Source organism: Kribbella sp. NPDC050459 (assembly GCF_040655315.1).
GTDB lineage: Bacteria > Actinomycetota > Actinomycetes > Propionibacteriales > Kribbellaceae > Kribbella.
Genome location: NZ_JBFAJQ010000003.1, coordinates 669484 through 682785 on the forward strand (window position 1 = coordinate 669484; position 13302 = coordinate 682785).

Here is a 13302-nt window from a genome sequence, read left to right on the forward strand (position 1 = left end):
AGTTCTCAGAGACCGACCATCGCCATGCCTGCGGGGTTGTAGCGGTCGCCTTGGACGCCGACGCGGGCGGCCAGTGCATCGAGGTCGGCGATCTCGTCGGCCGACAGCGCGATCCCGGTCGCGCCGGTGTTCTCGTCCACCCGGCCGCGGCGACGGGTGCCGGGAATCGGAACGATCCACGGCTGCTGGGCGAGCAGCCAGGCCAGCGCCACCTGCCCCGGCGTACAGCCCTTCGGCTCCGCGAGGGACCGGACGTAGCTCACCAGGGCCTCGTTGGCGCTCAGGTTGCCGGCCTCGAACCGCGGCACCCTGGTGCGGATGTCGCCGGCGGTGAACTCGGTCGACGTACCGACCGTGCCGGTCAGGAAGCCCTTGCCCAGCGGACTGAACGGCACGAACCCGATGCCGAGTTCGGCACACGTGGGCAGCACCTCCGGCTCGGGGTCTCGGGTCCACAGCGAGTACTCGCTCTGCACGGCCGTGACGGGATGTACGGCGTGGGCCCGGCGGATCGTCGCGGCGCCCGCTTCGGACAGGCCGAAGTGACGCACCTTCCCGGCCCGCACCAGCTCGGCGACCGCCCCGGCGACGTCCTCGATCGGCACCTCGGGATCCACCCGGTGCTGGTAAAAGAGGTCGATGACGTCGATCCCGAGCCGTTGCAGGGACTCGTCCGCGACCCGCCGGATCTGCTCCGGGCGCGAGTTCGTCCCGACCATCTTGCCGTCCTGGATGTCCCACCCGAACTTGGTCGCGATCACCACCTGGTCGCGCATCGGCGCCAGTGCCTCGCCGACCAGTTCCTCGTTGACGTACGGCCCGTACACCTCGGCGGTGTCGAAGAAGGTGACGCCGGCGTGCTCGACGGCGTACCGGATCACGCCGATCATGTCGTCGCGGTCACCGGGGTTGGGGCCGTAGCTCTGCGACATGCCCATGCAGCCGAGACCGACCGCGGACACCTGCAGACCTTGACCGAGCGTACGCACATGCATGGTGTCTCCTCAGGCCGGATGCTGTTGGCTTCACCGTAGGAGTGGAGGCCCACCGGCAGGGAGACCCTCTCGGTCCAGGTACTGGCAGTGCCTCTCGGCGATAGCGTGATATCTTGCTAGCTATGGCGAAGGACGCGACCAAGAACATCCTGCTCCGGCTCGACCCGGAGCTCGCCGACCGGCTGCAGACCGTGGCCGCGGTGGAGGGTCGCTCGGTGTCGGACGTGGCGCGCGAGGCGATCGCGGCGCTGGTGGACCAGCGCCGTCAGGACGACCGGTTCAGCGCGCTGCTCGAGGAGAACCTCGTGCGGCACGAGGAGTCGTTACGCCGGCTGCGCGGGGACGACTGATGCGCCACCTCGGGCGGTACGACGTTCTCGCCGTCGCCGCGCGCGTGCTGCGCTGCGCCTCCGACGACGTCGTACGGCGGTCGGACCTCGACGCGATCGACCGGGTGCTGGACGACGTACGGGCGACCGGCGGGCTGGCCGAGGCGGCGGGGGCACTGCTCGCCGGGCTGGTGCGGGCCCGACCGTTCGACGGGGCCAACCGGGTCGTGGCGGTGGCCGTGGTGCTGCAGTTCGTGTCGCTGAACCGGGCCGACCTGCAGCTCGAGCCGGTGACCGACGTGGACGAGTTCCTCGACCGCATCGCAGCGGGCGAGGCCGGCAGCGACGAGGCCGCGGCCTTCGTCCGCAGCCGGCTCGAGCATCACCCGGTCACGCCCGAGGACCTGCAGGAGCACCTGCAGATCGAGTTGCTCGACGGTCTCGGTGACCTGCTACAGGACTGGTGGAGGGGAGATCCGATGTACGAGCAGTTCAGCGAAGCGGCGCGGCACGTGATCGTGCTGGCCCAGGAGGAGGCGCGCAGCCTCGACCATGTGTACGTCGGCACCGAGCATCTGCTGCTCGGGCTGATCACGTCGGGCCAGGGCGTCGCGGCGCGCGTGCTCGCCGACCTGGGGATCACCGCGCCGGCGGTGCGGGACCTGGTCGTGGAGATCATCGGCCGCGGCCGCAGCGGGGCGTCCGCCGGAGCGATCCCCTTCACGCCGCGCGCCAAGAGCACCTTCGAGTTCGCCTGGGGCGAGGCGCGGGCCCGCGGCGCGGAGCAGGTCGGGCCGGAGCACCTGCTGCTCGGCGTCCTCCATGACGGCGACGGCGTCGGCGGGCAGATCATCACCAAGCTCGCCGAGAGCACCGACGAGGTCCGCCGCAAGCTCGAGAAGCGGATGAACTGGCGGCAGCGGTCGGAGTCACTCGTCACCGGCATGCTGGCCGAGGACCCCGGCAACACCTGGACGACGTACGGCCGCCGGCATCACCTGCTCGCGGAGCTCAACGCCGTCCTCGACGAGAACGAACGCCTCCACGAGCAGGTGGCCATGCTCCGCGAACTGCTCCGGCGCCACCACATCGACCCCGACGGCTGAGCAGCTCACCGCCCCTGACTCAGGTCGCGGCGAGCCGCTTCTTCTCCTTGGCGACGTCGAAATCGGCCGCCGGCCATTGCGGGTTCAGCTCCGCGAGGGTCTCGAGGAGGATCGTCGTGACGGCCCAGTTGCGGTACCACTTGCGGTCGCTCGGGACGACGTACCAGGGCGCGTCCGACGTGTTACAGCGCTCGATCGCGGCGTGGTACGCGTCCATGTAGTCGGGCCACAGCTGCCGCTCGTCGACATCGCCGGGGTTGTACTTCCAGTGCTTGGTCGGGTCGTCGAGCCGGGCCTGCAGCCGGACCCGCTGCTCCTGCGGCGAGATGTGCAGGTAGCACTTCACGATCGTCACGCCGCTCGCGGTCAGCTCAGCCTCGAAGTCGTTGATCTGGTCGTACCGCCGGGTCCACACGTTCGGCGTGACCAGCTCGCGCACCCGGGCGATCAGCACGTCCTCGTAGTGCGACCGGTCCAAGATCCCGATCATCCCCTGGTCCGGCACCGCCTGCCGGATCCGCCACAGGAACCCGCGGCGCTTCTCGGCCGGCGTCGGCGCCTTGAACGACGTGATCTTCAGGCCCTGCGGGTCCATCAGCCCCGCGCCGTGCCGGATCACCCCGCCCTTGCCGGAGGTGTCCATCCCCTGCAGCACCAGCAGGACGCTCCGCTCACCGCCGGTGCGTCCCTCGGCGAACAGCCGCTCCTGCCAGTCCGAGACCTCGGCGCCGAGGTTCTCCAGCGCGAGCTTGCCGTCGTCCTTGGTGCCGCTGAACCCCGGCGTCGCGCGGGTGTCGTAGGTCGTCAGGTCCACTTCGCCGACCGGCACCCGCAGCTGCTCCCGCAGTCCCCCATCGGCCGCCTTCTGGCCCTTCTTCTGCTTCGCCATCTGCTCATCCTGCCTCATCGGATCCCGAGATCGGCGGACGTTCACCGGCTTCCGGCACGACGTTGCCGCCGGCGGCGCAGCAGCACCAGCTCGACGACCACGACGACGACTGCGCTGATCGCCAGCGAGGCGAGGCTCCACATCATGCCGCCGAGCAAGGACAGGCAGTCCCCGCCACCGGCGGGGCAGTCGGTGGCGTCGTAGTACGCCGTGCCGACGCCGAGCGCGATCAACATCAGGACCGTGGCCGCGCACAGATAACCGGCCGCGCGGACCAGCCATCGCCCGCCGCCCGCATCCGCATCGGCCCGGGAACGCGACGGTTGCACAGCGGTAGCGATCACCAAGAGGGCGGCGAGACCTACAGCTGCGACGAAGATCATGAACTCGCCTTCGTCGCGGTTCCAGATGAAGCGGAAGCCATCGTCGGTCGACGCACGCCAGACCAGCCAGGCGAAGAAGACCGCCAGGACAACGCCTACGCCGAGCCGGACCGTACGCATGCCCTCAGGGAATCATGCGGCACGGGCCAACGCGATCAACCTCGACAGGGCGCGCAGGTACTTCTTGCGATAGCCGCCCTTCAGCATCTCGGCCGAGAACAGCTGGTCGAGCGGGACGCCGCCGGCGAGCAGCGGCAGGTTCCGGTCGTACATCCGGTCGGCCAGCACCACGATCCGCAACGCCACGTTCTCGTCGGTCAGCGGCCGGACGTCGGTGATCGCGACGGTCTCGACCCCGTCCAGCAGCGCGCCGTACTTGCTCGGGTGCAGCTCGGCCAGGTGCCGGTGCAGGTCGACGAAATGGTCGCAGGACGCGTTCGCCCGGAGCGTGGCCTCCTGCTCGACCTTCTCGTCCGGCCACGGGTCCGGCGCCACCGGGAGACCGCGATGCCGGTAGTCCGGGCCGTCCACCCGCCGTACGTCGAACCGGGCGGCGAGACTCTGGATCTCGCGGAGGAAATCGACCGCTTGGAACCGGCCTTCGCCGAGCTTGTCGGGCAGCGTGTTCGAGGTGGCGGCGAGCTCCACGCCTGCCTCGACCAGTTGACCCAGCAGCCGGGAGATCAGCATCGTGTCGCCGGGATCGTCGAGCTCGAACTCGTCGATGCAGATCAGCCGGTACGACGACAGCACCTCGACCGCGGTGCGCAATCCGAGCGCGCCGACCAGGTTGGTGAGCTCGACGAACGTGCAGTACATCTTCGGGCCGGCCGCCTCGTGCCACAGCGATGCGAGGAGATGAGTCTTGCCGACGCCGAATCCGCCGTCCAGATAGATGCCCGGTTTGCCTGGGGCTGCCGGGGCGGGCCGGAACCGGGACCAGAGGGAACGGGCCGGAGCGGGCCGGGGCGTTGCAAGGTACGCGGCGCGTTCGGTCAGGACGGTCAGCACCTCGGCCTGGGACGGCTCCTCCGGGTCCGGGCGATACGTGCTGAACCTGACGTCCGCGAATCGCGGCGGCGGCACACACTCCGACAACAACCGATCCGAACTCACGACCGGCGTCCGCTCACTCAACCGCACCACCATGCGCCCCACCCTAAGCCAGGCCAAGGAGTGGAAAGCCTCGTGTGACCCTGACGCGTTCGCCGTAGGCTCCGGCGCATGACTGACAACTGGCTGCGGCCCCTTGGTTCCACCGGTCTGACCGTTTCGGCCGTCTGTGCGGGCGGCAGCGGCATCGCGGGGATGCCCGCGGTGTTCGGGTACGACGTCACCTCGCAGGAGGCGATCGACCTGGTACTGCGGGTGTTCGACAGCCCGCTCACCTGGATCGACACCTCCAACGGGTACGGCGACGGTGCCAGCGAGACCCGGATCGGCCAGGCGATCCGGGAGTACGGCGGGCTGCCGTCCGGCTTTCTCGTCGCGACGAAGGTGGACGCGAAGGACGGCGACTACTCGGGCGCGCGAGTCCGGGCGAGTGTTGCCGAGAGCAAGGAACGGCTGGGGCTGGACGAGCTGCCACTGGTGTACCTGCACGATCCGGAGGCCCATGACTTCGAGTCGATGCGGGATGCCGTGGACACCTTGATGCAACTGCGTGCCGACGGGGAGATCGGGCACGTCGGGCTCGCGGGCGGCGACACCCGGGAGCTGTCCCGCTACCTCGATCTCGGCGGTTTCGAGGTACTGCTCGTGCACAACCGGTGGAGCCTCGTCGACCACTCGGCCGGCAGGATCTTCGAGCGCGCCCGTTCGGAAGGCATCGCGGTGGTGAACGCCGCGATCTACGGCGGCGGGATTCTCGCCAACCCGGCCGGCGCCACGAAGTACGCCTACCGTGAGGCGCCGCCCGCGCTGCTCGAGGCGGTGGCGGAGCTGGACAAGGCGTGCGGCGAGTACGGGATCGACCTCGCGACGGCCGCGCTCCGGCACTCGATGGACGACCCGGGCATCGCCGGGACGGTCGTCGGCATTACCAAGCCGGCCCGCGTCGACGCGCTGCTCGCGGCCCGCGATGCGGACCTGCCCCAGGAGTTGCTTAACCGGTTAGGTAGCCTGTTGCCGAGCAAGCAGTACTGGGTGGAGAAGGAGACGACGTGACGAACGGCTTCCCGAGCGGATTCACGTGGGGCGCGGCGACCGCGTCGTACCAGGTCGAGGGCGCGGTCGCCGCGGACGGGCGGGGTCCGAGCATCTGGGACACGTTCGCTCACACGCCGGGCCGGATCGCGGACGGCACCAACGGTGATGTGGCGGACGACCACTACCACCGGTTCGCCGAGGACATCCGGCTGCTGGCGGACCTCGGGCTGAACGCGTACCGCTTCTCGATCGCCTGGCCGCGGATCGTCCCGGACGGGTCCGGCTCGGTGAACGCCGCCGGACTGGACTTCTACCGGCGGCTCGCCGAGACATGTCTAGCGAACGGCGTCACGCCGTACGCGACGCTCTACCACTGGGACCTGCCGCAGCCGCTGGAGGACGCCGGCGGCTGGCTGGTGCGCGACACGGCCGAGCGATTCCGCGACTACGCCGCCGTCACGCACGACGCACTGTCGGACGTGGTCAAGCACTGGATGACGCTGAACGAGCCGTGGTGCTCGGCGTTCCTCGGGTACGGCAACGGCGAGCACGCGCCGGGGCGGACCGAGGGCGCCGGGGCGTTGAAGGCTGTGCATCACTTGTTGCTCGGTCACGGGCTGGCGCTCGACGCGATCCGGTCCGAGGGCGGGACGTACGGGATCGCGTTGAACCCGGCGCCGATCCACGCCGCGACCGACTCCCCTGCTGATCGCGACGCTGCCCGCCGGATCGACGGGCTGCGGAACCGGCTGTTCCTGGAGCCGTTGCTGTCCGGCGCGTACCCGGCCGACGTACTGGAAGACACCGGGACGACCGCGTGGTTCGCTGAGCAGTCCGCCGACCTCCCGGTGATCTCGGCGCCGCTCGACTTCATCGGTGTCAACTACTACTGCCCGACCACTGTCGCCGCGCCGGACGGGGCGATCTCGTCGCCGGTCGCATCCACGCAACCCGGCAGTGAGAACGTTGTTGCCGTCGACACCGGTCTCCCGGTCACCCAGATGGGCTGGCCGATCCAGGCGAGCGGGCTGCGCGACATCCTCGTGACGATCAACAAGATGGCGCCGGGCCTGCCGTTGTACGTGACCGAGAACGGGTCGGCGTACCCGGACTTCGTGAACGCCGACGGCGCGGTCGAGGACGACGAGCGCCTCGACTACCTCCAGCAACACGTCGCCGTCTGCCAAGACCTGGTCACCGAAGGCTTCCCGCTCAAGGGCTACTTCGCCTGGTCACTCCTGGACAACTTCGAATGGTCCTGGGGCTACAGCCGCCGCTTCGGCATCGTGTACGTCGACTACGCAACCCAGCAACGCATCGTCAAGAAGAGCGGCCGCTGGCTGGAGAACTTCCTCACTCACGACTGACGTCCCCGCCAGCACTCCCTCCAACTCCAACCACGGCATGTCGCGCCCCTGAGGCTGCGACCGCCGCACTCACGCACGCGGACCGCCAGCACTCGCTAACCCCACCGAACCACGGCGTGTCGCGTACCCGAGGCCCCCAACCGCCCGGTTGCTGAGTGACCCACGTCCGCCGTCCGGATCTGCAGGCCATCACAATCGGCCAGAAAGGCCCCCAGCCCGCGTAGGACCAGTGGTCTGGGGCCGATTGTGTTGGCCTGGCGGTCCGCATCCTCGACGCACCGACCACCGCACTCACACCCGCGGACCCCCAGCACTCACTAAACCCACCGAACCACGGCGTGTCGCGTCCCCAGGGCCCCGAACCGCCCGGTTACTGAGTGACCCACGTCCGCCCTCGGGATCTGCAGGCCAGCACGACCCTCGAAGAAGCCGGGACCCGCCTGGTCAGGCTCGTGCGTTTGGTGGGGGTTAGTTGCTGTGGAGTACCAGGGAGGCGGCGCCCAGCGCCGCGGCGCTCGGGCCTAGCTTGGAGAGCCCTACACGGGTCGGGCGCATGGCCCGGCCGTAGGAGAGGCGGTTGATCTCCTGGGCCGCGACGCAGGCGTAGATGTCGCCGGCCTCACTGAAACCGGGACCGGCCAGGATGATCTGGTCAAGGTCGAGCAGGTTGGTGATGGAGAGCAGCGCCTTCGCCAGGTACGTCGCGGACTCCTCGATCAACTCCAGGCACCGCGCATCCCCGCCCGCGGCCAGCCGCGCGATCTTGGCAAAGTCGGAGCGGGCCGAGAGTTGGCGACCGCGCAGACCGAGCTTGTCGGCCAGCGCCGCGTCCTCACCGGCCCGCGCGACCACCGCCGCGGGGGCCGCCAGACTCTCCAGGCAGCCCTGCCTGCCGCACAAGCACATCGCCCTCCCTCGGAGCGAACTTTGGTACACAACGCGTAAGGAAGTGGCAGTGGTTGACCTCAATCATTCTTGAGGTTCTAGCGTGACGGTTGTGAAAGCGATCAGATTGCATGCATTCGGTCCGGCGGAGAACCTGGTGTACGAGGAGGTGCCGGATCCCGTTGCGGGCAGCGGCATGGTGCTCGTCGAGGTGGAGGCGGCCGGGGTCCATCTCGTCGACACGATGATCCGCGCCGGCACGAACGACGACAGCCCGATCCCGGTGCCTTCGTTGCCGACCGTACCGGGCCGCGAGGTGGCGGGCCGGGTCAGCGCGGTCGGCCCGGATGTCGACCCGTCGTGGATCGGCAAGCGGGTCGTGGTCCATCTCGGGATGGTGCCGGGCGGGTACGCCGAACGCGCGGTGGCGAAGGTCGAGTCACTGTACGAACTGGCGGACCACGTCGACGCCGCACAGGCGGTCGCCGCGATCGGCACCGGCCGGACCACCGCCGGAATCCTCAACCAGGCGCATCTCACCGCGGACGACGTCGTACTCGTCACCTCCGCGGCGGGCGGAATCGGCAGCTACCTGATCCAGTCGGCGCGCAACGCCGGCGCGGTGGCGATCGGCCAGGCCGGCGGCCCGTCGAAGGTGGAAACGGTCCGCTCGCTCGGAGCGCAGTTCGCCATCGACTACCGCGACCCGGATTGGGCCACAACACTGAAGTCCGAACTCGGCGACCGCGAGATCACCCTGCTCCTCGACGGCGTCGGCGGCCCCAACGGCCAGCAAGCCTTCAACCTCCTCGGCACCGGCGGCCGAGCCCTGATGTTCGGCTGGTCCGGCGGCGGCCCCATCGAGTTCACCCACGAAGACCTGATGACCCGAGGCCTGACCGCCGGCTGGGCAATCGGCGCCAAACTGACCCGCCACCTCCGAGCCCTCGAATCAGCCGCCCTGGAAGAAACCACCACCGGCCGCTGGAAGGCCCTCACCACAACCTTCCCCCTGTCCGAAGCCGCAGCCGCCCACAAGTCCCTGGAAACCCGAGCCACCATCGGCAAGGTCGTCCTGCTCACAGAGGGAAGTCACACTTCCACGGCGCATCCAACTCCTTCGGATCAGCCCCGGTCCGCCTGACGGCGTCATCAACCTCGTCGATCGTCGCGACGAACTCGTCGTGCACGATCGACAGGTTGCCGTCCCAGAGGTCGTCGGCGTTGGCCAGCAGCTCGCGACGTACGTCGAACGCCCGGATCCTGAAGTTCCCGGCCTTCAGCGGAATCACCCAGGCCCACGACTCGTTGTCTGCGGAACCACAAACCCTCCGAGCGGCGACGATCGACTTCCACATCAGAAGCCTGTTCCTCGCCCGAATCTGCATCATCGGCCTGAAGAGCCGGGTAGGTACTCGGACAACCAGGCCCACTCGCCGCCACGACCGATCAGCCGGGACAGGCCGACCTCGAGACACCGATCGAGCGAGCCCTCCTCGGCACGAACGAAGACACCGTCGCCGAGCGCCGGTCCCGACACGACCAAGGTCCACGGCCGACCATGTTCCGCGAGCCTCTCGTGGTCAATCGCCACCTTTGCGGACGCTCCGGCCTCACCCGGTCGGGTCCACAACTCCACTATGTCCACCTACCCTCCGATCAGGACACGCTCAATCCCCATCCGCGGCTTCCAACAGCCGGATTCTCTCCTCGTCGGCTGCCATCACCGACCGCATCCGTACGGCGATCGCCGCAGCCTTCTCCCGCACCTGCTCCGCCGTCAACAGATCCGACGGCGTCTCCCCCGGACTCTCCCAGAAATCGTTCGCCACGATGAACAGATCCTGCGCAACCTCGAATCGCTCGACCGACTCGAACGACCCAGGCGTGTATTTGAAGAGCGGCAGACACAACCGCATGAACTCACCCGCCGACAATCGTCCCTCGGCCACCGCGTCCGCCAGCACGAGAAACGGCGCCAATCCCTTCACCGGCACTCTCCGATCGACTGCCGACGTCTCATGCCAAGCTCTCGCCAGGATCCTCTGCACGGCTTTCTCGTAAGCGGATCCGTTGCTCGTCCTCTGTCATCAACGTTCTCAACCGTACGGCGATCTCCGCGACCTTCGCTCGGACCTCGGCGGCCGTCAAGTGGTCCGGCGGCGGGTCTCCTGCACCGTCCCAGTACTCGTCCGACACGAAGAACAGGTCCCGCGCCGCGACAAACTCCTCACGCGACAAGAAGTGACAATGCGAAAACTGGAACAACGGCCGGCACAACACCTTGAACTCCCGCGCCGACAACCGCCCCTCCGCCACCGCCTCCGCCAACGACACAAAGCTCTCCGCTTCCCGCATCACACCTCCACCAGCGAACGCATCCGTACGGCGATCGCCGCAGCCTTCTCCCGCACCTGCTCCGCCGTCAGCAAATCCGACGGCGTCTCCCCAGGACTCTCCCAGTAGTCGTCCGCCACAAAGAACAGATCCTGCGCGGCCCGAAACCGCTCCTGCGATTCGAACGACCCTGGCGTGTTCGAGAACAACGGCAGACACAACCGCATGAACTCCCCCGCCGCCAACCGCCCCTCCGCCACCGCCTCCGCCAACACGAGAAACGGCGCCAAGTCCTTCACCACAACTCGCCGAGCGTGAGCGCATTGCCGAGGGCGGCCGAGGCTGCCGTCAGAGCGGCCTGGTCAACGGCCGCCGGATTCCCGCGGGCAAAGGGCTTCCAGCCGGGGAAGAAGGTGCCCTCCGCCCAGTGGACGGGCTGGGTTCGGCCGAACGCGGCATGGAACTTGTCCAGGACCCTCGCTGGAAGCTCAGCCGACAGGAACGGAAGGCTGGCGATCGGAGCGCCTGTGCGCAGAGCGCTCGGAGTCGGCAGAGTCTCCTCGACGGCGATCGCTCCATAGACCGCTCCGGTGCGCCCGGCGAGCTCCCGCAGTACGTTCGTCGCCCAACCAGCCAGCCTGTACGCCGCATTCCGGTCCTGCGTCTTCCAAAGGTTCTCCGGCACTCCCAGCGCGTCGGCCGACACCGAGACTGCCACCGGATGCGCCTCCCCGTCCGTCCCGAACAGGTGTTCCACGACCACCGTGCCCAGGCGCCCGCCGCGATACCCGGCCTTCAACGAGCGCGAGACCGGATCCCCTCCGTGCAGCATCGACTCGAGCTCCACAGGCCCGAGCCGCACGGTCGAGCGGTCCTCCAGATCCTGCACCATCCCGAACCGCCGCCCACGCGGCGCCACCTCGACCACGCCCGACGGCACAAGCCCCAATTCACCCACGGTGTCACAGGCTCGTCCGAAGGTCAGTTCCTCGTTCTCGGCCACCCACACCGCGATCGTCAGATGCGGCGGATCCGGGTACAGCGCATCCATGGTCACTCGCCCAATAGTCGCAGCATCCGAGTCTCCAACGATCCGTCGGTCTGCAACAACGCGGACCAGACCGCCCGGTCGTCGACGAATGCCGAGAAAGTCCTCCCGATACGCCACCGCCAGCACTTCACCACAGCAGCACACGAGACTCAGGAGCTCCTTGGGGCGTACATGATGACGAGGACGCCCAGGAGGCAGATGGTGGCGCCGAGGAGGTCGTAGCGGTCGGGTTTGAAGTGGTCGACGAGGACGCCCCAGGCGAGGGAGCCGGCGACGAAGATGCCGCCGTAGGCGGCGAGGATTCGGCCGAAGTGGGGGTCGGGCTGGAAGGTGGCGACGAAGCCGTAGGCGCCTAGGGCAACTATTCCGCCGGCGATCCAGAGGAGGCCGCGGTGTTCGCGCCAGCCTTGCCAGATCAGCCAGGCGCCGCCGATCTCGGCGACGGCCGCGAGGACGAAGAGGGCGACGGACTTCAGGACCGTCACGGGGCGATCTCCGGGAACGGGATCGGGCAGTCGGGGTTGCCGGCGCAGGTTTCGAGGTCTTCGCAACCGGCGGCGACGGCGGCTCGGAGGGTTTCGGCGATCACGGTGAGGTCGGCGAGCTTGGCTTCCACGTCGGCCAGTTTCCCGCGGGCGCGGGCCTGGAGGCCGGCTCCCTCGCCGCGCCGGTGGCGATGGCGGGCGGTGTCGAGCAGGTCGGACACCTCGGCGAGCGTGAATCCGAGGCGTTGCGCGGCCTTGATCACGCGCAGGGTGGTGACCGCGTCGTCCGGGTAGATGCGGTGGCCGCCGAGGGTTCGGGACGGCTCGTCGAGCAGGCCGCGGCGTTCGTAGTACCGCAGGGTCTGCAGGTTCACCCCGGCGGCCGCGGCCACCTCGCTCGATCTCATGACAGGAAGCCGTCGAGTACGGCGGTCTGGGTCGGCGGGACCGTGACACGGAGGCGAAGTTCGAGCGTGAAGGTGAAGAACGAACAGCACTCGGTCTCGCGGGCGGTGAGGTCCTCGACCGTGGCCAGCGACTCCGGATCCAGCGTCAGGTCGAGCGTCTGCGGGTCCACGCGCTCGGCGCGCAGCAGGTGGTCGGCGAACAACTGGTCGAACTCGGCGACGCGGAACGGCCGCTCCGCGGTGGGCAATGTGCAGAACTGCGAGATCTCGTCCATGGATCGACGGTAAACCTGTACCCAGGTACCGGATGCAACTACTGCAGCCAAGTCAGCGTGAATTGCACCGCGCCGAACCCGACCCGGTCCCCCGGCCGGACCCGCACGGTGGTCGTGATGCGGAGGTCGTTGACGCAAGTCCCGTTCATGGAGCCGAGGTCGCGGAGCATCCAACCGTCGTCGACGTACCGCAGCTCGGCATGGGCCCGCGACACGGACTCGTCGGGCAGGCGGAGCGTCGCGCCAGGACCCCGGCCGATCCGCACGGTCGGTGAGCCGGGCGCGGGCAGGGCAAGCGCAGGCAGAGGAGAGGCATCCGTACGGCGGACCAGGCTGAGGCGAGGCAGCGCGCCGGTCGGGATACGGGCGGCTCGTAGGCGCGGGATGCGGGCGCGGAGGTCGCGCAACCAGGTGGCGGCGCCCCGGTCGCCGCCTGGGAGGTCGCGGACGGCGTCGGCGAGTTCGCCGCGGCTCTGGGCGCGGAGGACGAAGTTCATCCGGCGGATGAACGTGTCGTGGGACAGGCGGCCGGAGCCGGCGCCGTCGCGGAGGATCGCCAGGGCACGGTCGCGGTCGGCGTCCGACGGACGCGTCCACGGCACCCCAACCGAGCTCATGGGCAGATTGTCCGTGGCCACCGGTTCA

The 13302-nt window shown here is 68.9% G+C and carries 19 protein-coding genes; 5 read left to right on the forward strand and 14 right to left on the reverse strand.

The window, feature by feature from the left end; translation table 11 throughout:
- Positions 1-5 precede the first annotated feature (5 nt).
- Complete coding sequence (locus tag AB0I12_RS14395; RefSeq protein WP_359929171.1) at positions 6-995, reverse strand: aldo/keto reductase; 990 nt, start codon at positions 993-995, stop codon at positions 6-8.
- 122 nt (positions 996-1117) lie between these two features.
- Here AB0I12_RS14395 and AB0I12_RS14400 point away from each other — a divergent pair, with 122 nt between their 5' ends.
- Positions 1118-1345 carry a ribbon-helix-helix protein, CopG family gene (locus AB0I12_RS14400; protein ID WP_359929173.1) on the forward strand — a complete coding sequence of 76 codons (228 nt, stop codon included), beginning with the start codon at positions 1118-1120 and terminating at the stop codon, positions 1343-1345.
- Complete coding sequence (locus AB0I12_RS14405) at positions 1345-2430, forward strand: Clp protease N-terminal domain-containing protein (protein ID WP_359929175.1); 1086 nt, start codon at positions 1345-1347, stop codon at positions 2428-2430. Before AB0I12_RS14400 ends, AB0I12_RS14405 begins: the two co-directional genes overlap by 1 nt.
- Positions 2431-2449: 19 nt before the next feature.
- Here the strand turns inward: AB0I12_RS14405 and AB0I12_RS14410 are convergent, their stop codons facing one another.
- Genes AB0I12_RS14410 through zapE form a run of 3 tightly spaced genes read right to left on the reverse strand, consistent with a single transcriptional unit; the run spans position 2450 to position 4851 of the window.
- On the reverse strand, positions 2450-3319 hold the full coding sequence (locus AB0I12_RS14410; protein ID WP_359929176.1) for a polyphosphate kinase 2 family protein: 870 nt from the start codon (positions 3317-3319) through the stop codon (positions 2450-2452).
- A gap of 41 nt (positions 3320-3360) precedes the next feature.
- A complete protein-coding gene (locus AB0I12_RS14415) occupies positions 3361-3822 on the reverse strand; it encodes a hypothetical protein (protein WP_359929177.1) in 462 nt (153 codons plus the stop codon).
- A gap of 12 nt (positions 3823-3834) precedes the next feature.
- The gene (gene zapE / locus AB0I12_RS14420; RefSeq protein ID WP_359929179.1) at positions 3835-4851 is read right to left on the reverse strand and encodes a cell division protein ZapE; all 1017 of its coding nucleotides are present in this window, start codon (positions 4849-4851) and stop codon (positions 3835-3837) included.
- A gap of 75 nt (positions 4852-4926) precedes the next feature.
- Here zapE and AB0I12_RS14425 point away from each other — a divergent pair, with 75 nt between their 5' ends.
- Positions 4927-5868, forward strand: a complete 942-nt coding sequence (locus tag AB0I12_RS14425) for an aldo/keto reductase (protein WP_359929181.1) — start codon at positions 4927-4929, stop codon at positions 5866-5868.
- Positions 5865-7217, forward strand: a complete 1353-nt coding sequence (locus AB0I12_RS14430; RefSeq protein ID WP_359929183.1) for a GH1 family beta-glucosidase — start codon at positions 5865-5867, stop codon at positions 7215-7217. The genes AB0I12_RS14425 and AB0I12_RS14430 overlap by 4 nt, the downstream gene beginning before the upstream one ends.
- Before the next feature lie 468 nt (positions 7218-7685).
- On the opposite strand, the gene AB0I12_RS14435 is transcribed toward AB0I12_RS14430, so the two are convergent.
- Positions 7686-8117, reverse strand: a complete 432-nt coding sequence (locus tag AB0I12_RS14435) for an ROK family protein (protein ID WP_359929185.1) — start codon at positions 8115-8117, stop codon at positions 7686-7688.
- A 97-nt stretch (positions 8118-8214) separates the two neighbouring features.
- Here AB0I12_RS14435 and AB0I12_RS14440 point away from each other — a divergent pair, with 97 nt between their 5' ends.
- Entirely contained in the window at positions 8215-9246 is a 1032-nt protein-coding gene (locus AB0I12_RS14440; RefSeq protein WP_359929187.1) for a zinc-binding dehydrogenase, read from the forward strand.
- Here the strand turns inward: AB0I12_RS14440 and AB0I12_RS14445 are convergent.
- The 9 genes from AB0I12_RS14445 to AB0I12_RS14485 all read right to left on the reverse strand — a co-directional run bounded on the left by AB0I12_RS14445 (position 9182) and on the right by AB0I12_RS14485 (position 13274).
- Entirely contained in the window at positions 9182-9460 is a 279-nt protein-coding gene (locus AB0I12_RS14445; protein WP_359929188.1) for a hypothetical protein, read from the reverse strand. The two genes, AB0I12_RS14440 and AB0I12_RS14445, sit on opposite strands and share 65 nt — an antisense overlap.
- Before the next feature lie 312 nt (positions 9461-9772).
- Entirely contained in the window at positions 9773-10099 is a 327-nt protein-coding gene (locus AB0I12_RS14450) for a hypothetical protein (protein ID WP_359929190.1), read from the reverse strand.
- Between the two features lie 22 nt (positions 10100-10121).
- A complete protein-coding gene (locus AB0I12_RS14455; protein ID WP_359929191.1) occupies positions 10122-10460 on the reverse strand; it encodes a hypothetical protein in 339 nt (112 codons plus the stop codon).
- Positions 10460-10738 carry a hypothetical protein gene (locus AB0I12_RS14460; RefSeq protein ID WP_359929193.1) on the reverse strand — a complete coding sequence of 93 codons (279 nt, stop codon included), beginning with the start codon at positions 10736-10738 and terminating at the stop codon, positions 10460-10462. Before AB0I12_RS14460 ends, AB0I12_RS14455 begins: the two co-directional genes overlap by 1 nt.
- Positions 10735-11607 carry a hypothetical protein gene (locus AB0I12_RS14465; protein ID WP_359929194.1) on the reverse strand — a complete coding sequence of 291 codons (873 nt, stop codon included), beginning with the start codon at positions 11605-11607 and terminating at the stop codon, positions 10735-10737. Before AB0I12_RS14465 ends, AB0I12_RS14460 begins: the two co-directional genes overlap by 4 nt.
- A 32-nt stretch (positions 11608-11639) precedes the next feature.
- Positions 11640-11975 carry a YnfA family protein gene (locus AB0I12_RS14470; RefSeq protein ID WP_359929196.1) on the reverse strand — a complete coding sequence of 112 codons (336 nt, stop codon included), beginning with the start codon at positions 11973-11975 and terminating at the stop codon, positions 11640-11642.
- The gene (locus tag AB0I12_RS14475; protein WP_359929198.1) at positions 11972-12382 is read right to left on the reverse strand and encodes a MerR family transcriptional regulator; all 411 of its coding nucleotides are present in this window, start codon (positions 12380-12382) and stop codon (positions 11972-11974) included. Before AB0I12_RS14475 ends, AB0I12_RS14470 begins: the two co-directional genes overlap by 4 nt.
- Entirely contained in the window at positions 12379-12657 is a 279-nt protein-coding gene (locus tag AB0I12_RS14480; RefSeq protein ID WP_359929199.1) for a hypothetical protein, read from the reverse strand. Before AB0I12_RS14480 ends, AB0I12_RS14475 begins: the two co-directional genes overlap by 4 nt.
- 38 nt (positions 12658-12695) lie before the next feature.
- Positions 12696-13274, reverse strand: a complete 579-nt coding sequence (locus tag AB0I12_RS14485) for a DUF1707 and FHA domain-containing protein (RefSeq protein ID WP_359929201.1) — start codon at positions 13272-13274, stop codon at positions 12696-12698.
- Positions 13275-13302 lie beyond the last annotated feature (28 nt).

Bases quoted from the DNA above. Each gene is read 5' to 3' on its own strand.
- AB0I12_RS14395 (WP_359929171.1), bottom strand. From the start codon at position 995: ATGCATGTGCGTACGCTCGGTCAAGGTCTGCAGGTGTCCGCGGTCGGT.
- AB0I12_RS14400 (WP_359929173.1), top strand. From the start codon at position 1,118: ATGGCGAAGGACGCGACCAAGAACATCCTGCTCCGGCTCGACCCGGAG.
- AB0I12_RS14405 (WP_359929175.1), top strand. From the start codon at position 1,345: ATGCGCCACCTCGGGCGGTACGACGTTCTCGCCGTCGCCGCGCGCGTG.
- AB0I12_RS14410 (WP_359929176.1), bottom strand. From the start codon at position 3,319: ATGGCGAAGCAGAAGAAGGGCCAGAAGGCGGCCGATGGGGGACTGCGG.
- AB0I12_RS14415 (WP_359929177.1), bottom strand. From the start codon at position 3,822: ATGCGTACGGTCCGGCTCGGCGTAGGCGTTGTCCTGGCGGTCTTCTTC.
- zapE (WP_359929179.1), bottom strand. From the start codon at position 4,851: ATGGTGGTGCGGTTGAGTGAGCGGACGCCGGTCGTGAGTTCGGATCGG.
- AB0I12_RS14425 (WP_359929181.1), top strand. From the start codon at position 4,927: ATGACTGACAACTGGCTGCGGCCCCTTGGTTCCACCGGTCTGACCGTT.
- AB0I12_RS14445 (WP_359929188.1), bottom strand. From the start codon at position 9,460: ATGTGGAAGTCGATCGTCGCCGCTCGGAGGGTTTGTGGTTCCGCAGAC.
- AB0I12_RS14455 (WP_359929191.1), bottom strand. From the start codon at position 10,460: ATGCGGGAAGCGGAGAGCTTTGTGTCGTTGGCGGAGGCGGTGGCGGAG.
- AB0I12_RS14475 (WP_359929198.1), bottom strand. From the start codon at position 12,382: ATGAGATCGAGCGAGGTGGCCGCGGCCGCCGGGGTGAACCTGCAGACC.
- AB0I12_RS14480 (WP_359929199.1), bottom strand. From the start codon at position 12,657: ATGGACGAGATCTCGCAGTTCTGCACATTGCCCACCGCGGAGCGGCCG.
- AB0I12_RS14485 (WP_359929201.1), bottom strand. From the start codon at position 13,274: ATGAGCTCGGTTGGGGTGCCGTGGACGCGTCCGTCGGACGCCGACCGC.